Below are 25,151 nucleotides of genomic sequence, written 5' to 3' on the forward strand. Positions count from 1 at the left end.
GCAAATGAATGTAACAGGGCTTTCTAGCTTAAGTGATGGGCTCAATGCATATGGTAAAAAAACTCGTCTGAGACAATTTTACCATCTTTCACTTCATATACCGCAATCTCGCTCATTGGCATCCTGCCATGCTCTTTGTAAGTCGCATCAAAATCCATTGCTACTGAGAAATGGTTATCTGCCACAATTGGATCTGAGATCTTGGCGCTGTGTATCTTCTCAACACTTGCTTCCCATTTAGCGGTTTTATCTTTAACACTCGCTTTACCTTCTGTGTGCGGCATATTGGAACCTTTCGGTTCTTTGCTCACCACATGGTCGGCATACAGTTCCTCAATGGCCTCTAAATTTTTGTTGCCCCGACAAAGCTGAACTAATCTGTCAGCTACTTCTTGTGTTGTTTTCATAATACTAATTTTTATCAATTAATTTATTTACAACCAATGAATAGTCTTTTTAGTTTGCATTAGGTGTTCGAATGCTAAGTTTACCTAACCAAATATGAATAGAAGAGTTTATTTTGACTTTTAAGAATAATACTTAATGATGACCTGAACGAACAATCTGATCGCAAATATCAATATCACTGCCCCTGCAATCCTGTTCAGATTTTGAATGGATTTTTCCTTGATTCTATATCTCAGCTTAGCGGCATAATATGTTTTTAAGCAATCAACAGACAACTGTGTGGTCATGGCAATGACAAAGAACACTACTTTTTCTGCTATAGCATAATGGAGTTGTACGGATACGATACCACCTACCATAATCCAAAACATCAGCGTAGAAGGAGATAAAAGACACATTAAAAAGCCCTTTAAAATATAGCCGCTTCTTCTGATTTTTATAGCTTCCTCTATATTGTAACTAACCTTTACCTTGTTTAACAGGTAGTATAAGCCAATGCCAAATAAAAATAACCCACCAATGATACCGATATATTGATTGTATTCAGAATTATAATCAACAAACTGAGAACTGAAAATAGTTAAGCTAATAAAAATAATGTCGCTTAAAATAACTCCAATTGCCAGAGAAAAACCGGCCTTGAATCCCTTTTCAATACTGGTTTTAATCATTGAAAAGAATACGGGGCCTGTTAAAAAAGAAAATAAAATACCCGCACCTATCCCTTGTAATATTGCTTCAAACATTCAGCTAACGTATATATTGTGCTAATATGCAATTTTAAACATAAATTAGCTTCAAAAAAATCTATCCTTCATTATAATTATATTAATAAACGCCTTTGATATTTTTAAAGTATCAGGGCAGAAATGAATAGAATGACAGTAAAACCAAGTTTCAATCATATTTTTATGAATTTAGCTACCGATCTTGCATTTCGTTCACATTGCGTACGTGCACAGGTAGGAGCAGTTTTAACAAAAGATACACGTATCATTTCCATAGGCTATAATGGTCCGCCCGCGGGAACACACAATTGTGATGAAGAATGGCCGGAATCTGGTTGCGCCAGAGATTCACGCGGAAGCTGTTCACTGGCATTACATGCCGAAGAGAATGCCATATTATATGGGATAAAAAATGGTTCTAAAATAGAAGGAGCAACCCTCTATACTACTTTATCACCCTGCATAGCCTGTGCCCGTTTAATCCTTTCATCTGGTATTAAAAACGTTTATTATAGGGATTCGTATGCAGCTTATAAAGGTTTGCCCAGCGATGAAGGTGTCGATTTCTTAAAAAGGTTCGGTGTAGAAGTTGTGAAGTACGAAAATCAAGGTTAATTGACAATCCTGCTTGTAGCGCGGCAGAAGTTTTCTTAACTTTGGCCATGCTAGAAAAAATCATAATTCTCGATTTTGGATCCCAATATACACAGTTAATTGCACGCAGGGTACGCGAGTTAAACGTTTATTGCGAAATTCATCCATTTAACAACATCCCTGAAATAACCTCAAATGTTAAAGGTATCATCCTTTCAGGCAGCCCTTATTCAGTTCGCCAGGAAGATGCCCCTCAGGTAGATCTTAAAAAGTTTGATAATTATCCGTTGCTTGCTGTTTGTTATGGCGCCCAATACATTGCTCAGCAATCTGGCGGCGAGGTGCAAGCATCATCAACGCGTGAATATGGCAGAGCCAATCTGAATTATGTTGCCGAAAGCAATAAATTATTTAAAAACATTGCCATTGATTCGCAAGTATGGATGTCACATGGTGATACCATTACTAAAGTGCCAGAAAACTTTGAGCTGATCGCAAGTACTGATAGTGTAAAGGTAGCCGCTTATCAGGTTAAAGATACAGAGACCTATGCGATACAGTTTCATCCTGAAGTAACACACAGTACTGATGGAAAGCAGTTGTTGGAAAACTTTTTGGTAGACATCTGTGGATGTAAACAAGAATGGACTCCGGATGCATTTGTGGAAACCACCATTGCCGCTTTACAGGAGCAATTAGGTGATGATAAAGTTGTACTTGCCCTTTCTGGTGGAGTTGATTCAAGTGTAGCAGCTATCTTATTACATAAAGCTATAGGCAAAAACTTACACTGTATTTTTGTTGACAATGGCTTGCTACGTAAAGATGAGTATGCAGCAGTATTGGAACAATACAAACATTTAGGATTAAATATCAAAGGTGTTGATGCTAAAGAACGTTTCCTAAGTCAGCTTGCAGGTCTTACAGATCCTGAATTGAAGCGTAAAGCCATTGGACGTGTATTCATTGAAGTTTTTGATGATGAAGCACACCAGGTACAAGACGTAAAATGGTTAGCTCAAGGCACCATCTATCCTGATATTATTGAGTCGGTTTCTGTAAAAGGACCTTCTGCGACTATTAAATCTCACCATAATGTTGGTGGTTTACCTGATTTCATGAAATTGAAGGTCGTTGAGCCATTAAATACTTTGTTTAAAGATGAAGTAAGAAGAGTAGGAAGATCATTGGGATTGGAACACTTTATTATCGGACGTCATCCTTTCCCTGGACCAGGTTTGGCCATCAGAATTCTTGGTGAGGTAACTGCTGAAAAGGTAGCCATCCTTCAGGAAGCGGATGCCATCTATATCAACAATTTAAAAGAGGCTGGTTTATATGATAAAGTATGGCAGGCAGGAGCGATATTCCTTCCGGTTCAATCGGTAGGGGTAATGGGTGATGAGCGTACTTACGAGAATGCGATAGCCTTGCGCGCTGTTGAATCTGTTGATGGTATGACAGCTGATTGGTGTCATTTACCATATAACGTACTCGCAAAAATTTCTAATGAAATAATTAACAAAGTAAAAGGAATTAACCGCGTTGTATATGATATTAGTTCAAAACCACCTGCAACGATTGAGTGGGAATAAATATTGGGTCATTTTATTATCGGTACTTTTTCTATCAGCCTGTTCACCAAAAATAAGGACTGAGAACAAGAAGCCCGAACCACTAAAGAACGTCGAGAAAATAGAAAAGCCTGCTTTAAAAGCTAAGCAGGCTACTGTTTCTTTGCTTGTTCCTTTTCGGTTAAATGAAATCAAACTTAAGACAGCCACTAAAGCAGATGTAGAAAAGGCAGCCATGGCTATCGATTTCTATCAGGGATTTAAATTGGGTATAGACTCTGCGGCAGCATCAGGCCACAATTTTAAGCTTAAAGTTTATGATACGCAGGATAACAATGCGCAAATTGCTAATTTAATCGCTAATGGTAGTTTATTTGGCAGTAATTTAATTGTAGGCCCTGTTTATCCTGAAGGGCTAAAATACATTACAAATTATTCTATATCTCGAGAAATATCCGTTGTAAATCCGCTTGCTGCCTCACAGCCTGCAGAATTTGCGAATCCTAATCTCATCTCTATTGTAAATAATATCGATCTTCATGCCGAAAAGATTGGTAATTACATCAGTAAAAACTATAATCCTGCAACTACTATAGTTGTATTAATCAATCCTAAGACGGCAAGCGATGAGATATTCGCTAAACCTTTAAGAGCTTATTTTGCGAGCAGTAAAAAGCCATTTGCTTTTCAGGAATATGCATCTGCTTTTACCATGGAAACCAAGATTGTAAAAGGTAAACAGTATGTTGTTATTGTAAGTTCGCCTGACAAAAAGTTTGTGGTTCCTACACTGGATAAACTGATGAAAATTAAAAAAACGGGATTGAATATCTCGCTTTTTGGACATCCGGAATGGATCAGGCAAAATTACAACACAGAAACGCTTCAGGCTTTAAATACAATCGTTTCTTCTTCCTATAAGGTGGATTACACCAGGCCAGAGGTAAATACCTTCATCAAAAAATACAGAGCGGAATTCAATTTTGAACCAGGAGAATACGCTTTCAAAGGATTTGATATTGGCTTCTATTTCGGAAGGCTACTTTCTACTTATGGAGAGGATTATATAAAAAATATCACTAAAGAAAATTATAAGGGGCTTCAAAATTCCTTTCATTTTGTACATGATAGTGCTTCAGGATACATCAATACCAGTTTGATGCTGCTGCGTTATAAAAACTATGCTTTAAATATTATAGAATGAGAGTAGAACACCAGCTAAGAGCATTTGAACAGATCTTTAAAAGTTATGATGGGGCATTGCCGCTTCATCGCTTTTTATTTGCTTATTTTAAACGGAATAAGCAAATGGGGTCGTCAGACCGGCGCTGGGCCTCTCGCTATATATACAGTTTCTTTAGACTAGGCAAAGCGCTAATTAAAGAAGAAAGAGCATTGCGTTTGGCCATTGCTGATTTTCTGTGTAACCAAAGTAGTAGTTTGGTTATCGAATTGTTGTTACCCGAATTGAAGCAACACGTCGGGCTTTCGGTACCTGAAAAGCTGGAACTGATTAAATCAAATTATCCTGCATTTGAGCTGACCGATGTTTTTAGTTTTCATGAAGCGCTTTCTGAGTCAGTGATGAAACAAGAGTTCTTAAGCTCTTTTTTTAGACAGCCTGATCTTTTTATAAGAGTAAAAGGCGGACAGTTAAAAAAAATAACTGAAGTACTGAGCAAGGAAGGCATAATTGCTGAGGAGATTGGGGATAATACCCTCGCTGTTGCCAACGGGACTAAATTAGATCAGGTTTTAATGGGGCAGCAACATTACCAGGTACAGGATCTTTCCTCGCAGCAAACAGGTAGTTTTTTCCAGCCCCAAGCCTGGGACAAATGGTGGGATTGTTGTGCGGCCTCAGGGGGGAAATCGCTATTGTTACACGATCTGGAGCCTAATATTGAACTCCTGGTTAGCGATGTGCGGGAAAATAGCTTAAATAACCTTGATGAACGTTTTAGGGAAGCAGGATTAAAAAAGTACCAGAAAAAGGTATTGGATCTGTTGCAAAATAATGATCAGGATCTGCATCATTACGAGTTTGATGGAATTATACTGGATGCACCCTGTTCCGGATCCGGTACTTGGGGACGTACACCCGAAATGCTGTATTATTTTGACCAACACAAGATCGGTTATTTCTCGAAGCTCCAGCAAGGCATTGCCAAAAATGTTGTAAAGTACCTGAAAGAAGGGAAGCCTTTAATTTACATTACCTGCTCTGTCTTTAAGCAGGAAAATGAAGATGTGATTGCTTATCTTTTAGAAAACCTTCCTTTAAAACTCGAAAGAATGGAGTTGATTAAAGGTTATACCCATAAAGCAGACACCATGTTTGTGGCAAGGCTAATTAAAACCAATTAGGTTATTTTTATTTTTTTATCTATATTGTATTAGGATTTAAAACTGAAATTCAAACCATATCATTTTGGCTGCTTTAGAGAGCAGAAACATAAATCAAATCGAAAAATTTTTGGGTAAGTAGTAAAGCAGTATCGCTTTGGTATTGTCGTGGCTGACACTGCCGGTCCTGAGAGGGATCTCCTTCGGGATTGGTTCGTCTCAGGTTCGGAAAAACCCATCTGAAGGTAAGCTAAAAGATGTAGCCCAGAGTATGGATAGCAATAGGTCCTATCCGCCGCAAAAAGGCCCTGCAAAAAAACCGAAATCGCAGTCTTTTCCTGTTTATAAGTGCTGTTAATTTTAATGATAAAGGGGCTAAAGCAGGATGAAACAGGTTGCTAATGCCCTTATAACTGCTTATGTTAGCGATAAAAGCGGATAAAAGATAGTTGAGATCTTGTTGCTTTATTGATAACCAGATATATTTCGTATGATTAATCAGTACCTTCTATATAGAAAACGGGAATTTTATGGCTTGTTCCTGCTCCTCTTCTTTTTCCTTCCCTCACTTTTTGCTCAGGAACTTTATCCACCTAAATTAATTCCGGGTAACTGGCACAATGAACAACGGAGCCTTCGGTATCATCCTGAGGGTTCAGATTTTGTAATTAAAAATGGAAACCGTCGTTTTACACGGGCGCTTTATGGTACCAATACCGCTTTTAGGGTTGAGGCAGGTGATCTTCCGGAATTTGCCATGTATATGCCTGGAATGGGTGGCAACCTAAAGTTTGGCCTAATGGTTGGACCTCAGAGCAAATGGTTGATCGAAGCAGAAGATATTGTAGCAAAGTATCGTGCAGGTAAGATGATTTATTCGATTAAAGATCCTTTGCTTGGAAATGGAACGTTACAGCTGGAGGTGTTGGCATTGAGTAGCTCCGAAGGATTGATTGTAAAAGCACGATTTGATAATATCAATCCGGGAGTAACCCTGTTATGGGCTTTTGGGGGAGCAAGCGGCAAAAACTTTAGTCGCAATGGTGACATGGGACCTGATCCTGAATCTGTATTTTATCTGAAAGCAGAGAATTGCAAAGACAATACCTATGTGATCAAGGTCAACTCTTTTACCCTTAGTTATGCTAAGACTAAATCTTTGGCAGGAACTTTTCCATCTGCAAATTTAAAGATTGCAAATGCTGCTTTTCAACAGACACCCGCTGATCTGGATCGATCAGATGATAAGGAAAATCCTGTTTTAATGGGAAAACTTAGTGCTATGAATGCAAAGGATTTCTATTTCCTGATCCAAAACCCTGATAGTGATACCGTAAAAAAGGGGGGGACTCCTGCAGAACAGTTTAAACGTGCTGAAGCTTCGCGACTGGCAATTGCTGACCGGGTACAAATCAATACACCCGATCCATTTATGAATACTTTGGGGGGCACGATAAGTATGGCCTCAGATGGCATTTGGGAAGACCCTTCTTATATGCATGGTGCTATAGGCTGGCGCATGCGTTTGAATGGTTGGCGGGGTGCTTATACTGCCGATCCACTGGGTTGGCACGACCGTGCCCGAACACATTTTACTGCTTATGCAAAGTCGCAGTTGTTGAGCCCTGAAAACGGGCCGGTTGTAGCAGATACAGCCTTAAACTTAGCACGATCTAAAGAAGCGCTTGGAACAGCCATGTTTAGTAGTGGCTACATCAGCCGTGATCCAAATGGAAAATCTATCCGACCCCATCACTATGATATGAACCTGGTTTATATTGATCAATTGCTATGGCATTTTAACTGGACTGGGGATCTGGAATTTGTAAGGGAAATGTGGCCCTTGATTAAACGACACCTGGCCTGGGAAAAACGAACATTTGATCCGGATGATGACGGCCTGTACGATGCCTATGCTGCAATTTGGGCAAGTGATGCCTTACAATATAGTGGGGGAGCAGTTACACATTCTTCGGCTTATAATTATCGGTCGAATGTTATAGCAGCAAAAATCGCTAAATTGTTAAATGAAGATGCCAGACCTTATCAAAAGGAGGCCGATAAGATCTTAAAGGCGATGAATGCCCAGTTGTGGATGCCCGCTAAAGGATGGTTTGCCGAATATAAAGATGGACTTGGCCTCAGGCAGCTCCATCCGGCAGCAGCTTTGTGGACAATTTATCACAGTATAGACTCTGATGTGCCCGATGCTTTTCAAGCCTGGCAAAGTTTGCGTTATGTGGATACAGGTTTGCCTCACATCGCTGTCAAGGCTAGCGGATTAAAAGATGAAGGATATTATACCCTTTCTACCACCAACTGGATGCCTTATGAATGGTCATTAAATAATGTAGTACTGGCAGAATCTACACATACTGCTCTGGCCAATTGGCAAGCTGGTCGTACAGAGGAAGCTTTTAAATTATGGAAAAGCGAAATACTGAGCAGTATGTATATGGGCGGGAGTCCCGGAAATTTTGTTCAGGTATCCCATTATGATGCCAGTCGCGGGGAGGCTTATCGCGATTTCGCTGATCCGATAGGAATCAATTCCAGAACACTTGTTGAAGGCCTTTTCGGAATAGTACCAGATGCTTTAAATCATACTCTAATGATCAGGCCGGGTTTACCTGTCGCCTGGGATTATGCATCCTTAAAAATTCCGGATCTTTCTTTTGATTTTAAAAGGACAGGTAACAAGGATCTTTATACTTTAATCCCTTCATTCAGCAAAGCTTTAAACTTAAAAATGCGGTTAAAGGTAAGAGGCACCACACTGAAATCGGTAAAAGTAAACGGGCAGGAAGTGAAGTGGAGCAATGTGGAGAATGCTATTGGCGCACCTGAAATTGAAATTCAGAGTAAGCCCGCCCTAAGCTATAAGATTGAACTGATATGGTCGGGTGAGGGAATGGCAAAACCAGAGTTGAAGCCAATATATCAACAGAAAGAGAATTTTGAAACCAGCTTTAAAGATGCAATGATCACTAAAGTGTTTGACCCACAAAATGTGTTAAAATCTCCCGTGATCTCTGGTGGAAAAATAAAAGCTGAAGTGACTGGTGAGCCGGGCAATCGTACCGTTTTTGTACAGCTAAAAAGAGGAATGTTTGACTATTGGTTTCCATTGTGTTTTGAACTGAAATCAAATGGCCTAATGGAAGAATCTAAGCTAGACCTGGAGAAAGAAGATTGGACCGGCAAGAAGATGGAGGCTATAGATCTTTCTGCTTATTTCAATGATAAGGTGACACAAATTTTTAATAATAAGTATCTGTCGCCACGCCCGCAAACTACCACGCTCCAATTACCGGTACAAGGAGTGGGAGACTGGCCACACCCTACATTGAAACCTGAAATTAACGATAGTGGGTTAAGGAAACTGGCTGGAATAAAGAATGAAATTGTCCTTCCTTCAGGAATTAGGTTTAAAACACCTGGTGATGTTAACCAGAAGAATATTATATATACTTCTCAGTGGGACAATTATCCAGGGGAGCTGAGTTTACCTTTATCAGGAAAAGCAAACGCCGCATTCTTTTTACTGGCGGGATCAACCAATCCTATGCAAAGCCGCATGGATAATGGAATGATCAATATTCTTTATACAGATGGTAGTACAACAAAACTGGCTTTAAAGAACCCTGAAAATTGGTGGCCAATTGAGAAAGATTTATACTTAGACAGATTTGCATTTGATAGCGGAGCACCTAGGCCTTTACGGATTCATTTAAAAAGTGGAAAGATCATCACGGCTACAGAAGGTAATTTATGGAATGGAAAAGAGATAGATGGCGGGGCTGCAACAGCCTTGGGTATTCAGCTTGATCCAAATAAAACCTTGTCCAAAATTACTTTATCTGCCCTATGTAATGATGTGGTAATTGGATTAATGGCGCTTACACTGGTACGTTAAATGAATTCGGCGATGAATAAGTTTTTTTTGATTGTTGTTTTTTTGCTACAATCTTTATTAGCGGTTGCCCAGCTTAACAGTAATATTACGCGTTATACAACACGTGATGGCTTGTCGCATGACGGTGTATTGTGTATCACACGAGATAGAGATGGTTTTATGTGGTTCGGCACCTTTGACGGGATCAATCGTTTTGATGGACACGATTTTGTCGTATACAAAAGCCGGCCTGGCGATAGTTCTAATTTAAGCAGTAATAAAATCAGGAGTATTGTTGAGGATAAAGCGGCTTTTTTATGGGTTAAGACTTATGATAACAAGGTTTATCGTTTTAATAAAAAAACAGAGCAATTTCTTGCGATATCAGATGGATCCTACAAGCATCTTTTTAAGGATTTGGTTATCGATAGAATAATTCCCGATACTGAAGATGGGGTATGGTTACTTACCGAAAACCAGGGCTTACTTCATGCCATGAACAATTTTTCCGGCAAACCGGAGATTAACTATTACGCTAAAAGGAGGACAAGCTCATTTAACATCAATGGAAATACAGTCAAATTCCTGCAGAGGGAGGGAAATCGTATCTGGATAGGAACAGAGGGTGGATTGAATTGTTTGCAGCCCAATAAAGACAAGAAATACATTGTAGTAAAATTTTCTCCTGTGGTTACAAAGTTCTTATCGGCCAATTCCTTTACCTGTTCTGCAAAAAATAAGGACTTTCTGTTTTTTGGAACTACAGATGGAAATCTGGTTACTTATCACATTAAGAAAAAAGTATTTTCGATAAGACCTCTGGGTAAGGATACTAAATTAAATGCAATATGCAGTTCCAGAAGACCTTTACTATACATTTCTACCACTGGGAGGGGGCTGGTTACGCTCGATCTAAAAACTTTTAAATGCACTTATTCCGGCCTGGGAGCTAATGATACTTACCTTTCATTGTATGAAGACAAGGATGGCCAGGTTTGGATTGAGCCCGAAAAGAATGGAGTTTTAAAATATAATCCACATACCGGAATCTATAAGCACTTTATTCAGAAAAAGGATGTGATTAGCGCTAGCAGAGATTACCAGGTCGTTACTGATGCGAATGGTATATTGTGGACGAGCATGAAGGGGGGGGGCTTTGGCTATTACAATCCTGTAAGTGATGATATCGCTTATTTTTATGATGAACCTGGTACTAAAGACCAAAAGTTTTCCAATATAATAACCAGTTTATTGATTGATAAAACGGGCGTATTATGGTTAAGTGCTAAAGATGGGGGCGTAAATAAAGTCGTACCCATAACGGATAAGTTCAATTATCGAAGGCTGGTAGGAAAACCGGAAAACCGATCAGAAAACAATGTACGGGCCATGATGAAGGACTCAAGAGGCCGTTTGTGGATTTGCACTAAAGATGCGATGGTGTATGTTTATGAGAATAATAAGCCGGCATCTGTTTTTATCAATCCCCCTCAGAAATTAGGGTGTGTATACAGTATTATTGAAGACCGTAAAGGTAATATCTGGCTGGGCACCAAAGGTGATGGATTGTTTAAAGCAAGTCCTGTAGACCCAGGGAAATCTTTTTATGCCCTAACTAATTTTAGAAATGATAAGTCCGATCAGAACAGCTTAAGCAGTGACCTGGTTTATTCGGTCATTGAAGACCGCAAAGGAAGGATTTGGGTGGGAACGCTTGGGGGAGGGATCAATTTATTGACAAGCTCCGAAGGAAAGATTGCGTTCAAAAACTATTACAATGTATTTAAAAATTATCCTTTTTCCTGGGCTAATGTAATCAGACATTTAAATGAGGATAACCAGGGGCGTATTTGGGTTGGAACAAGCAATGGCCTGCTTATTTTTGATCCGAATCAGGTATCAGCTAATGGGTTTCTTTATCAGAAATACCAAAAAGTAAAGGGCGACAGGTCTAGCTTGGGAAACAATAGTGTCCAGTATATCTATAAGGACCAGGTGGGGCAAATGTGGGTCGGTACGTTTGGTGGTGGACTGAATAAAGTGATCAGGGCTAATAAGGGTGACATTAAGTTTGAGGTCTTTACTACAGAGAATGGGTTATCTAATGATGTTGTACTCGGAATTACGGGCGACCAGCAAAACAACATCTGGATTGCTACAGAAGGCGGTCTTTCACAATTTAATCCAGGAAATAAAACATTTAAAAATTATGATACTTATGATGGTTTGCCGGAATCAGGTTTTTCGGAAGCTGCCTGCTTTAGTGCCGGCAATGGGAAATTATATTTTGGCTGTATAGATGGATATATTTCTTTTAATCCTATAAATATTATAGATCAGAAGATCAATGCGGAAATGGCGCTGACCAGAATGCAGTTATATTATAAAGATATGGTTCCGGGTATCGAAGGCTCCCCGTTAAAATATGCCATCAATGAAACCAATGAGCTTAGTTTAAAACATGATCAGAATGCGATTAGCATAGATTACGCCGTGTTGGATTACCGGGCATTTAACAAAATCACCTATGCTTATAAATTGGAGGGCTTTGATAAAAGCTGGCATCACGTAAATGATCAGCGGAAGGCTACTTATACCAATTTACCGCCCGGGAAATATACTTTTAAAGTCAAGGCGGCTAGTGAGGATCTCTTTAGTAACACCCCTGAAAAAATTTTACATCTTATTGTAAAACCACCTTTTTATTTAACCTATTGGGCTTATTTCGTCTACCTGGTACTGGTTGCGGCTATTGCGGTTGTCGCCAGGCGTATCATTTTAACCATGATCAGGTTAAGAAATAAAGTTGTGGTAGAGCAGAAATTAACCGAAGTGAAGCTATCCTTCTTCACCAATATTTCACATGAACTGAGGACCCCTTTAACGCTAATTGTAAGTCCGCTTGAAGAAATTTCCCGTACTGAAACCCTATCGGTAAAAGGTACAGCATATTTGAATATTGTAAATCGCAATGCCAACAGGATGATCCGGTTTATCAATCAGTTACTTGATTTTAGAAAGATACAAAGTGATAAAATGCAATTAAATATTGCTAAAATAGACCTGCTCGCATTGGTCAGAGATATTTGTCATCATTTTACCGGCATGGCAGAGGAGAAAAGTATTATTTTTAATATAGCACCTCCCGGACAGGAAATCTATGCCTGGGTAGATGAGGAAAAGATTGACATCATAATTTACAATTTGCTTTCCAATGCTTTCAAATTTAGCCCCGCAAACACCTCAATTACAGTAACTATAAGCCATATTTCGGAAACAGAGGAAATAGAACTATGCATAATTGATGAAGGAAGAGGAGTGCCGGCCGACAAGTTGGAAGAAATTTTTGAAATCTATTATGAAGGAAATACTCCGGGAGAACGTCATTTGCATGGTACAGGTATTGGATTAGCTCTGGCACGCGATCTGGCATTAAGTCACCATGGGAAGCTTTGGGCGCAAAAAAATACCGGCAGCGGTATGACATTTATCCTCCGGTTGAAATCAGGTAAAAGCCATTTTAAAACGACAGAGGTGAAATTCGACGATGCGGTACATAATACCGAGTTCATTAATATTGATGCTGCTGATATGATACCTGAAAAATCGGTGAAGAATATCAGGGATATGCAGACCCCAACGGTATTGATTGTGGAAGATAATCCCGAACTACGTAACTTCTTATCAGTAAAACTGGATGGATTATACCAGGTTAAAAGTGCTGCGGATGGGGCAGAGGGATTAAATGCTGCAGTTATGCTGCTACCTGATCTGATAATCAGTGATGTGATGATGCCCAATATGGATGGGATTCAAATGCTGGATCAGCTGAAAAATGACATTCGGACAAGCCATATTCCTATGATACTATTAACGGCTAAGTCTTCTGTGGAGAGCCAGATAGAAGGACTTAAATATGGGGCAGATTTATATATCACCAAGCCATTTCATACAGATTATTTATTGATATCCATCGAAAACCTGATCAATTCCAGAAAGAAACTTTTTGAACAACTTTCAAATGCGCTCAATAAAAAAATTGTGACCCTCGGTCCTGAAGAAATTGTGATCACCTCGAAAGACGAGACCTTTCTAAAGGAAACAATAAAAATTGTAGAGGAAGGTATGAAAGACTCAAATTTTAATATTGAGGAAGTCGCTACTACCATTGGTATGGGCCGCACCACTTTCTATAAAAAATTGAAGAGTTTGACATCCTTAAGTCCGGTCGAATTTGTGAGGGATATGCGATTGAAACGAAGTAAGCAACTCCTGGATGCCGGTATGCAAACGGTATCAGAGATTGGCTATCTGGTAGGTTTTAACAGTTTACCTTATTTCAGTACTTGTTTCAAAGAAAAGTATAAGATCTCTCCGTCAGAATACATGAAAGGAATAAAAAAAGATCTCGAGGCGGTTAATAGATGATCCTTTAAAAGGGGATTTGTCAAATAACAAAAGCATTTCGTCAAATTTTGAAAACCGGGATTTTGCATTCCGGATAGATTTGTATCCACCAATAACCAAATATGTATGATCAGTAAAATAAGAATTAAATTACTAATCCTTTGTTCGCTTTTTTTTATGGTTACTATTGGGATGGCTCAGGATCGGGTTGTCTCTGGTATTGTAAAAGAAAAGACTGACGGGATGCCGCTTCCTGGAGTAACAATTCTCGTTAAAGGAATAAACCAGGTAACCAAAACAGACGAGACTGGAGCTTATAGCATCAAGATTCCAGGAAATGCTCCTGTTACATTATCGTTTAGATCGTTAGGCTATAAAACCTTTGAAAGTATCATCACATCTTCACAAAAATTAAATGTTTCATTAGAAGCAGAAGTGAATGTTTTGGATGAAGTGGTTGCCATTGGTTATGCCAATGTAAAGCGTAAAGATTTAACTGGTTCCTCTGTTTCTGTTAGTGGAGAGGAATTGAAATTTGCACCGGTTACTACAGCGGCACAGGCCCTGACGGGTAAAGCAGCCGGTGTAAATGTGGTGACACAAAGTGGTGCTCCCGGAGTAGCCATTAACATTACAATCAGAGGCGGGAGTACAATTACAGGAGGTTCTTCGCCTTTGTATATCGTAGATGGGTTTCAAATGGAAAATGCTTTACGTGATGTCGATATTAATGATATAGAAACGATTGATGTATTGAAAGATGCATCGGCTACAGCTATATATGGTTCACGTGGTTCCAATGGTGTGGTTTTGATTACCACAAGGTCGGCTAAAACCGGAAAGACAGAAGTGGCCTATAACGGGTACATGAGCTTTGAGAAGCTTGGAAAAAAACTCCCGGTATTAGGTGTTCTGGATTATGTAAAGTACCAGTATGAATTTCAAAACTTGTCTGGAAAAGAAAGTAACTGGGCTTCCTATTTTGGTGGAGACATTACTGCGCCGGATTTTTACACAGGTGCTTACAATCGGATAAATAATGATTACGGTTCAAGGGAGGGGATAGACTGGCAGGATCTTGTGTTTGGTGGCACCGCGCCAAGCCGAAATCATAACCTGAATATCAATAGTGGCTCTGAGAAAACTAAATTCATGTTAAGTTATAACAATACAGGTCAAGAGGGGATTATGTCTAAACACGGATACAACAAAAACAGTATCCGGCTTAAACTTAACCATGAAATATGGAAAGGTGTACGTACCGATTTTAATACTAACTTTTTTGACACTAAGATTGAGGGCGGAGGTTCTTTAGGTGGAGCACTAAAAATGACCATATTGCAGCCGGTCACCGGGGGTAAGCTATATACGAATCAACAGTTAATAGGAACGGATGTGAGTGATGATATGCTGGGCTATGATTCTCAATATGATGTGTTCAATCCAATTATCACCAATAATGCAGTGACCAATATCAGCAGAAACCGTCAGTTTTCTGCAAATGGTGGATTCGAGTTCGATTTAATAAAAGATGTGGTGTTTCGTACTGGTGGTAGCTATTTGTGGCAACAAGTACGTGACGACTATTGGGATGATGGTAATACCAAAACTGCTCAAAATAATGGAGGGCCTTACGGATCTCGAAACAATAGAGAAAAATATACCTGGCAAGTTACCAATACCCTGAATTGGGGGCATGATTTTAATGGTCATCAAGTGAATTTATTATTAGGACAAGAGGCTAATTATAAAGAGTCCATGAATTTAGACAATACTTATTATGAATTCCCTAAGAATAATTTTGGGTTGAATGATGTAGGAATGGCTTCTAATGTTAAAAACAGCTATGGTTCCGGCTTAAGTCAATATAGTCTTGCTTCTTTTTTTGGCAGGGGATCATATAACTATAAAGGGAAATATATTGCAAATTTCACTTTACGGGCTGATGGTTCATCCAGGTTTGGACAGAATAATCTATGGGCTTATTTTCCCTCAGCTGCTGGCGCATGGCGTATTTCAGAAGAAAAATTTATGGCTAGTCAAAAGGTTATCAGTAATTTAAAACTTCGTATAGGGTATGGAACTGCAGGTAATGATGATATTGGTGAAAATAGGTATGCCACTAATTATGGTTCTGGAAGCTATGCAATCAATAATGCTAACTTTTTAACATTGGTGCCGGGTAATATCGTTGGTAATCCTAAAGTTAGATGGGAAAAAACGGTATCAACGAATATAGGTTTAGATGTTGGTTTATTCAATAATCGCATTAGTTTGGGAGTAGATATTTACAATAATGAGTCTAATGATCTCTTAATTAAAAACAACATTCCTCCTTCTGCAGGTTATTCATTTCAATATCAAAACATCGGTGCTATACGTAACCGCGGCGTGGAGTTGGTACTCAATACTGTTAACCTGAATTCCGGAGGTTTTAAATGGAATACGGGTTTTAATATTGCATTCAATAGATCCAAAGTACTTTCTATTTATGGATTAGGTGGGGATGATTACTTCCTGATGAATTACAATAGTCGTGTTGACTATAAAATAAAAGTTGGAGCACCTCTTGGACAATTTTATGGTTATAAATATGCCGGAGTATATACTACAGATGATTTTACACAAAATTCAAATGGAACATATACGATCAAAAATGGTGTTCCTCGTTCAAAAGCAGGTAACCCTGCTAATATTAAACCCGGAGATGTAAAGTATGTGACCACAGCAGGAAATGTTGATGCTAATGGGAATCCGGTTTGGTCTACAGAAGATCGTACAGTGATTGGTAATGCCCAACCCAAATATCAAGGGGGGATAACAAACACCTTTACCTATAAAGGATTTGATCTGACTGTATTTATGAATTTTACGGTTGGAAATCAGTTATTCAATATGAGCTCACAACGTTTTATTGGCCCTTATTTGCCTAATCAGAATACATTAACGGTAATGAATAGCCGTTTTACCTTAATTGATCCGCTTACCGGAAAACAAACTACTGATTTAAGTAGGCTTGCTGCACTTAATCCACTACAGAATGATCCGAAAGCAATGTGGAGTTTGCATTCTGATAATAAGATTGCAATAACTGATGCACTGGACTATTACCTGGAGGATGGGTCTTTTCTTCGGATAAATACAATTACATTGGGGTATACAGTGCCTAAAAAGCTGCTGAGTAAAGTTAAGATCAAAAATGTCCGTGCATATTGCACACTCAACAACATTCATACTTTTACAGGTTACAGTGGTTATGATCCGGAAGTTTCTGCGACTTCAAGCTTATTAACATCGGGTGTTGATAACTCAGCTTATCCAAGAGCAAAAAGTGTAGTTTTTGGTCTTAACGTATCATTTTAACTCATTAGATCATGAAAAGAATATTAAATATAGCCGTTGTAGCTCTTATTATGCTTTCTACAACTTCATGCAAAAAATTCCTTGATTTGCCTTCAAAGTCGCAATTTGATAGTGAAACCATTTTTGAAACGGTAGACCGGGCTGAGATGGTAGTTGTCGGATGTTACTCACAAACTTTTAATCGTGAGTTTTATTATCAGTTGGGGATGGGAACAGATGAATGTTTATCTACAGAAGGTGAAACAAACAGTAAAAATCAAGTGGCTAATTATGTATATACCCCTGCCAATATACCTACATCTACTTATACAGCTATGTATGCAGGTATAGAGTATGCAAATGTGGCCATTAAGGGATTGAAGGAGATGAAGGCAGCTTCTGCTGCGGAAAAAACCAGGATCGATATGCTTTTAGGGGAAGCATATGCCATTCGTGCCATGAACTATTTGAATGTTGTTCGTTTTTTCGGCGATGTTCCCTATTCAACTACTTCTGCTGCCCAGTCAGGTGTTTTTACCTCTTCAAGGGTAAGCCGTGATGTAATTTATGATGGTTGTGTTACTGATCTGCAAACGGCGATAGAATTATTGCCATGGAAGAGTGCCGGACTTGTACCCACTACAGAACGTTTTACTAAAAATTCAGCTTATGGAATGCTTGCGCGTGTGGCCCTTTACGCTGCAGGTTATTCATTGCGATGGGACTTAAATACTTATTCTTCTGCCTCTGTCAAAATTGCGCAACGTCCCGATATACCACGTATTAAGGAGCTTTATAAAATTGCTGCTGATGCCTGCAAAGCAGTTATTGACCGTGGAGAAAATAATTTGTTGCCTAGTTTTGAAACCGTATTCCGGGATCTTATTAAAGCAAAATACAACAATGAATCAATGCTGGAGTTTGGACAGTATGGTGCGGATAACAACGGTTCGGCTATAGGTTATACGAACGGAATCTATGCACATACCAATTGTATGTTTGGTAAAAGCCAGCCAGCCATGGGGGTAACACCCACTTATTGGTACGATTTTGCCGAAGGAGATACCCGTAGGGACGTGACCATTTGTAATTATTCGATCAACAGCGACAATGGCAGGGAGATGAATTCCTATACCAGTAATACCATCGGTAAGTTTAGGGTAAACTGGGGAACAAAAATTGGGACTGCTATCAATAAACGTGACATTAATTGGCCTGTACTTCGTTATTCTGATATCCTTTTAATGTATGCAGAGGCATTAAATGAGTACAACAATGGTCCTACAGCCGATGCCAAAACCTATTTTGAAAAAGTACGTACACGTGGATTCGGGGGAAACGCTTCCAAAATTGGAATTACTCCGACAGATTATCAAGGTTTTAGAAAAGCCATTATTAATGAGCGTAAATTTGAATTTGGCTTTGAATCCTTAAGAAGAACGGATCTTGCACGTTGGGGTATTTTATATGAAACGTTGGCTAGTACAAAGCAGAAACTAATTGATATGGCCAATAAAACCGGTGACTATATAGATATTGATAGATATCGTGTTTATAAAAGAACAGTAGCTACCGGTTTTGAAGATAATGTCGTGGCCATACCTTATACTGCTTATAAGGTATTATCAAGTGCAGATTCGACCACGCTTGCTAAAAGCGGTAATGTTGTTTTAAGAATGCACGGTGCGTCGATATTAAATTCTCAGGGACAATTAACAGCTAATGCAACTTTGGTTACAAACTTGTTTCGCGGTCTGGAAAAGGAGAAGATAGAAATTTTACCACTAGCTACCTCCATTATAGATGTTAATCCAGGTTTAAAAGGTCAGCAGCATCCCAAATATTAGTATGAAAGAAAATACTATTTAGTAAAAAAGAGTCTGCGTCATAAATCGTGATTGCAGACCCTTTAATTTTAATATTTCCCTTCTGAAATATGTTTTAAGTACGATTTTAATCAAATAATGAAAGCATTTGGTCAAATTTTGAAAACTCAACATATGCTTTCCAATTAGATTTGTATAACCAAATAACCAAATATATAACTAAACCGAGCAAGCCAACAGCCTAAAGATTTACACTGAACATTACTGGGGAATGTAATGTAAGCATTCCATAAATAAGCTGCTTTAAAGTAGGCATTCATGTGTCCTTTTTTCTGCAGAGAATGTTACAGCTCAGTTTTTTCTTCCTGGTCAGGATTGCCAAAAATTTTAACAACCAAATATGCTATGACCAGACTTTTTACAAGTTCATGTTGTTTCCTGTTTCTATTGGGAATTTTATCGGGATGTCAGAAAAGAGAATTTGATGCATTTTATGAACGTCCGAAAGGACTGGGGGCTCCCATTTATCAGCAGCTTCAATCAAGGGGCAATTTTAAACATTTAACTGCAGTTATTGACAAAGCCGGTTACAATGATATTTTAGGGAAAACCGGCTGGTGGACTTTTTTTGCACCGAATGACGCTGCATTTGAGCAGTTTTTTAAAGACCAGGGAATTGAGGGGATTAATGGAATTACGGATTCCATGGCTGTTTCTATTGTGAAGTATGCATTGGTGTACAATGCCTACCGTAAAGATCAGTTATCCACTTACCAGATGAGTGGTGGTTCGGAAGCTGGCTTTGGCCTGGCCTTCAAAAGGAAAACTGCTTATTACGACTGGGTGCAGCAAAAGGGGGATGCTGCGCACAGCAAGATCATTGCAACCAATAGAAATGTACGCAGCATAAAAAGTGGATCAGTAAGTACTAATGTTTCTGCCTATGTAGATGGAGATAATAACAATAAGTATCTCCCTTATTTTATTGACTTATTTTTATCAAGAAATGGATTGAGCCAGGCAGACTATAAAACATTTTATCCAAACTCCAATTATACCGGATTCAATGTAGCTGCTGCATCAGTAGTAAATATGGATATCGCCGCAGAGAATGGAATGATTCATGAAGTAGACAGAGTAACATTGCCCCTAAAAAGCATCGATCAATATATCAGTACCAATGCCAATTATAGTGAATTCAAAAGTCTGCTGGATTCTTTAAAGTTTTATACTTCCAATGCCTATCAAACGCACCGTAATTTTGTAGCTACGGGAAGTACTGATTCCGTATATGTAAAGGGGTATAATGGTCAGCTGGCATTTTCAATAAATAGTGAAAACTATCAACAACCAGGGCTTGCAAGTTACCTTGCAAATGAATCTCAGCGGTCAAGTTGGAGCATCATGGCACCAACAAATGATGCATTTAGAGCGTATCGTAAAAAAATACTGGCCAAGTATGGTAATTCATTCTTTAAAACTGCTCCTTCCAGCATTGTGATTGATTTCATCAACTCACACATGTGGGCGGCACCATTATGGCCAAATAATTTTAACCAGGAGCCAAACTATCAGATGGAAAATACGACGCTGAGTATAGGCAATGCGGTAGACAAACAAATTCTAAGCAATGGCGTGTTTTATGGTGTTAACCAGGCACATCAGGCTAATGTATTCAGAACCGTATTTGGCGTGCCCTATTTGGACCCTGCAGCAAATTTAACCTATTTAGGATACTCCGATCCTGGAACAGGAATCAAAACTTATACCACTCAGACTAGTACCAGACAAACCTTATTAGTCATGTCTGATGCCGTTTTAACTGCTGCAGGATATCGTTACAATGAAAGTAGCGCAGGTACATCTACCACCGTATGGGGATACAGGTCATCACCTACCGGGAGCTACTCACACAGTAATGTCTATAAGGACAATATTTTGCGCATGTTCAGAACTGGAATTTTGCTTACGCCAACATCCGAATTAACAAGTTTGAGCGGTTCGGGTATTGTAGAAGCGCTAAGTGGGGATTACGTAAAATACAATGCCGGGAAAATACAAACCAGCGGAACTGTTGATTCAGGTACGGACATTAATATTGTTAAATCTGATGCAACTTCTGTAAATGGTATTGTTTTTTATATAGATGCGACCTTAACGTTTACGGAAAAAAATGTGGGTCAGCATTTAGAGAATTTAGCTACTAAATATCCAAACAACTACGCCTCTTTTTATTGGTTCGTGTTAAATTCAAGTATTTATAATAAAACCACCAAAGCGATTAGTGGAGTTAACATTGGTGTTGACAATAAATACACGATGCTGGCACCGGATAATGCAGCTATTGCCCAGGCAATTAAAGATGGTTTGCTTCCTGGTAACAAAACTACAGGAGCTTTACCAACTGCTGCACCAAGCAGTGAGTCCGATAAAGATTTGCTTCGCAAGTTCATCCTTTATCACATCATCAATGGAGAATCTATTGTAACAGATGGTAAAAAGGCCGACAATTATTTGACGTTGCTACAAAATGAGGCCGGTGATAACATTCTGGTAAATGTGTTAAATCAACCTGGTAACTTAATCATTACCGACAAAAAGGGCCGCTTTGCACAGATTAATTTAACCCCGAGCAATCAATTGTCAAACCGGACCATTATCCATTCCATTACCAATTATCTCAATTACAATAAATAATAAGCCAAGCTGAGTTTAATATGAAAACATTTTTATATAGAAGTTTCTGTCTTTTTGCACTGACCATTTTGGTTTTGGGGCATTCAGCATCGCTTCATGCGCAGCAGGTCGTTACCGTGCGTGGAAAGGTGACGGATAAAAAAGACAAATTAGGAGTAATCGGAGCATCAGTTATTGAGGTAGATCAGAATAAAAGAACAATTACGGGAGTTAGCACAGATATCAACGGAAACTTCGCCATCCGGATATCAAATACAAAACATCAGCTAGTCGTTTCTTATTTGAGTTATAAAACCTTTCAAGCGGGTGTTATTGGCGATCGTACCGTAATCAATGTAATTTTAGAACCCAGTTCAAACGATTTGGACGAGGTGGTTTTAACCGGCAAAAGGATGGTTAACAATGGTACTGGTTTAAACGTTGCCGAACGGAATTCAACCATTGCATCTGCCAGCATTAGTGGCAAGGCTCTGGAAGAACTGGCAGTTTCGTCTATTGATCAGGCCTTAGCCGGACGTTTGTCTGGAGTAGATTTTGGTACTACTTCGGGTGATCCAGGAGCAGGGATGTCAATTCGGATTAGGGGTACTTCCTCTATCACTGGATCGGCTGAACCGTTAATTGTTTTGGATGGTATGCCTTATGAGACAGAAATTCCAGCCGACTTCAACTTTGGAACAGCAGATGATCAGGGTTATGCACAATTGCTGAATATTGCTCCATCTGATATTAAAGATATTACTGTACTAAAAGATGCCGCATCTACGGCCGTTTGGGGTTCAAGAGCTGCCAATGGAGTCTTGTTAATCAATACTAAACGTGGAGAAAAAGGTAAGCCGGTAATCGCCTATAACTTTAAAGGAACCATGGCTAGACAGCCCAACCCAATTCCCTTTTTAACAGGCGATCAATATTCGATGTTGATACCAGAGGCAGTAATGAATGCTACCGGTTTACCACTCGATTTTTTGGGTAATAATGGTCAGAATAAAGCCTTTCAGTACGATCCATCTGATGCTTATTATTATTATAATTATAGTAACAATACAGATTGGGTTAAGCTCATTACACGGACAGGCTATACTCAGGATCATAACATCTCTATGAGCGGGGGTGGTGATAAAGCCCGCTACTATGCTTCGGTAGGTTATCTGGGACAAACAGGTACAACTTTAGGGACTGATCTTTCCAGGATTACAACTAAGATCAACCTGGATTATATTGTGTCAAGTAAACTAAGATTCAAAACAGATTTGACCTATACTCATGTTGATAATAATTTGAATTATAGTAATTCACTAAGGGGCATTGCTTTCAGTAAAATGCCAAATATGGCGCCTTATGAATATGATGAATATGGAAATAGAACAACAGCCTATTTTTCTCCGCTTTCTAATATTCAGGGGACATTTTCTATAAATGAAAAAGGCGAAATAAAGGGGACTTATAACCCTTTGGCTATGGCTAATGAAGGGGCAAGCCATTTATTAGGGGAGCGTATTACTCCTAAATTCAATTTGCAATATGATATTTCTTCTGTTTTGTTTTCTACTGTAGACGTCCAGTTTGACATCAACAATACCAAGTCAAAAACATTTTTACCTCAAATCGCTACCGGACAGCCAAGTACGGAAACTTCAGTAAACAGGGCTTCTGATGCAGATGGTGATTCTTATAACATCCAGTCAAAAATTAACCTGATTTACAGACCGAATTTAAAAAATGAAAAGCACAATTTTCAAGGTTTAATGTCCTTCCAAACAAACGATACCAAGTCAGCTTCTTATACAGTAACAACCTCCAATACTGCTTCGTCTGAATTGCAAGATCCATCCAATCCATCGGTTACCAATGGTACCGGCCTGAGTTTAAAATCCGATCAGTCTCAATCCAGAAGTGTTGGGCTATTGCTTCAGGGGCAGTATGGATTTTTAGACCGCTACCTCATCAATGTGAACGGGCGGGTAGATGGGAACTCTAAATTTTCGCCCGATAACCGTTTTGGTTTCTTCCCAGGCATTTCAACAAGATGGCGGATCTCTGGTGAATCTTTTATGAAGAAGTATACATTTATTGAAGACTTCAGCTTAAGATTAAGTTATGGTGCAAGTGGTAAAGCACCTGGGAGTAATTACGCTTATTTCAACAATTATACACCCTTTGGTTGGTCATATGCTGGTAAACCAGCAGTATATCCTTCCAATATCGGACTTGCTCATTTAAAATGGGAAACTGTAATTGGTAAAAACTTGGGTTTCAACCTGTGGTTATTTAGCAGCAGAATCAAAATAGATGCTGAGATCTATCAGAATACAACTAAAGACATGTTCTATAAAGATTTGAAAATCGCTGGGACTTCTGGTTACAGTAAAATTGATATGAACATTGGAACGATGAATAATGATGGCTGGGAAATCGGGATCAACACCACACCAATTAAAACTAAGAGATTGATTGTTGGCTTCGATTTTAACATTGCGCGCAATGTGAATAGTCTCCAATCTATTTCGGACTTCTATCCGCGTGAGAGTTCTATTGGGCTTCCGGGACTGGGTAAGTACAAATCTTTTTTGTTGTTGGGTAATCCATTTGGATCATATTATGGTTTTAAATATAAAGGAGTTTATAAAGATCTGGATGCAACAATTGCCAGAGATGAGAAAGGCAATCCCATTATCGGACCCAACGGTCAAACGGTTTATATGCGTTACAACTACCCAACGGTTGATTATACCTTTCAGCCTGGTGACGCCATCTATGAAGATATAAACCATGATGGTAATATTGACGAGAAAGACATGGTTTACCTGGGTAATTCTGTGCCGAAATTTACAGGAGGCTTTGGTCCGAGCGTAACTTTTAACGGAAACTTCAAAATTCAGGCATTTTTTAGCTATAGATACGGTTATGACATTGTAAATATTGGAAAAATTGCAACGACCAACATGTATGGTGTAAACAATCAGAGCACTGCGGTATTGAGGCGTTGGCGTAATCCCGGTGATGAAACTGATATGCCAAGAGCATTGTATGGTGTTGGTTATAACTGGCTGGGTTCCGATCGATATGTAGAAGATGCTTCTTTTATCCGTTTGAGCTCCGTTACAGTGAGATATAATGTCACACAACGGATTTTGAAACGCTTTAATATGAAAAGTGCCAGTATTTATTTGACTGGCCAGAATTTATATACCTGGACAAAATATACCGGCCAGGATCCGGATCATTCTTCCAGTGGTAGCAGTAATCCTTTTTCTTACGCAACGGATGGTTCTCTTACTCCACCTTCCAAAACATTTACATTAGGTGCAGCCGTTGGATTTTAAAATCATTT

The 25,151-nt window shown here is 39.0% G+C and carries 12 protein-coding genes; 10 read left to right on the forward strand and 2 right to left on the reverse strand.

Annotation, left to right across the window (positions count from 1 at the left end; all coding sequences use genetic code 11):
- Positions 1 to 41: 41 nt before the first annotated feature.
- Together P0Y49_03120 and P0Y49_03125 are read right to left on the reverse strand one after the other, a co-directional pair.
- On the reverse strand, positions 42 to 407 hold the full coding sequence (locus P0Y49_03120) for a nuclear transport factor 2 family protein (GenBank protein ID WEK20139.1): 366 nt from the start codon (positions 405 to 407) through the stop codon (positions 42 to 44).
- 120 nt (positions 408 to 527) lie between these two features.
- Complete coding sequence (locus P0Y49_03125) at positions 528 to 1,154, reverse strand: LysE family transporter (GenBank protein ID WEK20140.1); 627 nt, start codon at positions 1,152 to 1,154, stop codon at positions 528 to 530.
- Positions 1,155 to 1,319: 165 nt separating this feature from the next.
- On the opposite strand from P0Y49_03125, the gene P0Y49_03130 reads away from it, so the two are divergent.
- The 10 genes from P0Y49_03130 (at position 1,320) to P0Y49_03175 (ending at position 25,143) form a co-directional block, all read left to right on the forward strand.
- Positions 1,320 to 1,751 (forward strand): dCMP deaminase family protein, encoded by a 432-nt coding sequence (locus P0Y49_03130; protein WEK20141.1) that lies wholly within the window; start codon positions 1,320 to 1,322, stop codon positions 1,749 to 1,751.
- Positions 1,752 to 1,798: 47 nt separating this feature from the next.
- Positions 1,799 to 3,325: a glutamine-hydrolyzing GMP synthase gene (gene guaA / locus P0Y49_03135; GenBank protein ID WEK20142.1), complete on the forward strand. Its 1,527-nt coding sequence runs from the start codon at positions 1,799 to 1,801 to the stop codon at positions 3,323 to 3,325.
- Complete coding sequence (locus P0Y49_03140) at positions 3,282 to 4,508, forward strand: ABC transporter substrate-binding protein (protein ID WEK20143.1); 1,227 nt, start codon at positions 3,282 to 3,284, stop codon at positions 4,506 to 4,508. Before guaA ends, P0Y49_03140 begins: the two co-directional genes overlap by 44 nt.
- Positions 4,505 to 5,671 carry an RsmB/NOP family class I SAM-dependent RNA methyltransferase gene (locus tag P0Y49_03145; protein ID WEK20144.1) on the forward strand — a complete coding sequence of 389 codons (1,167 nt, stop codon included), beginning with the start codon at positions 4,505 to 4,507 and terminating at the stop codon, positions 5,669 to 5,671. Before P0Y49_03140 ends, P0Y49_03145 begins: the two co-directional genes overlap by 4 nt.
- 469 nt (positions 5,672 to 6,140) lie before the next feature.
- Positions 6,141 to 9,566 (forward strand): DUF4450 domain-containing protein, encoded by a 3,426-nt coding sequence (locus P0Y49_03150; GenBank protein WEK20145.1) that lies wholly within the window; start codon positions 6,141 to 6,143, stop codon positions 9,564 to 9,566.
- A 12-nt stretch (positions 9,567 to 9,578) separates the two neighbouring features.
- Positions 9,579 to 13,973 (forward strand): two-component regulator propeller domain-containing protein, encoded by a 4,395-nt coding sequence (locus P0Y49_03155; protein WEK20146.1) that lies wholly within the window; start codon positions 9,579 to 9,581, stop codon positions 13,971 to 13,973.
- A gap of 105 nt (positions 13,974 to 14,078) precedes the next feature.
- Positions 14,079 to 17,315, forward strand: a complete 3,237-nt coding sequence (locus tag P0Y49_03160) for a TonB-dependent receptor (GenBank protein WEK20147.1) — start codon at positions 14,079 to 14,081, stop codon at positions 17,313 to 17,315.
- Between the two features lie 11 nt (positions 17,316 to 17,326).
- Positions 17,327 to 19,141, forward strand: a complete 1,815-nt coding sequence (locus P0Y49_03165) for a RagB/SusD family nutrient uptake outer membrane protein (protein ID WEK20148.1) — start codon at positions 17,327 to 17,329, stop codon at positions 19,139 to 19,141.
- A 384-nt stretch (positions 19,142 to 19,525) separates the two neighbouring features.
- Positions 19,526 to 21,817, forward strand: a complete 2,292-nt coding sequence (locus P0Y49_03170) for a fasciclin domain-containing protein (protein ID WEK20149.1) — start codon at positions 19,526 to 19,528, stop codon at positions 21,815 to 21,817.
- A 20-nt stretch (positions 21,818 to 21,837) separates the two neighbouring features.
- On the forward strand, positions 21,838 to 25,143 hold the full coding sequence (locus P0Y49_03175) for a SusC/RagA family TonB-linked outer membrane protein (GenBank protein ID WEK20150.1): 3,306 nt from the start codon (positions 21,838 to 21,840) through the stop codon (positions 25,141 to 25,143).
- Positions 25,144 to 25,151 lie beyond the last annotated feature (8 nt).

The sequence above is a fragment of the Candidatus Pedobacter colombiensis genome, assembly GCA_029202485.1.
Classification (GTDB): Bacteria; Bacteroidota; Bacteroidia; order Sphingobacteriales; family Sphingobacteriaceae; genus Pedobacter; species Pedobacter colombiensis.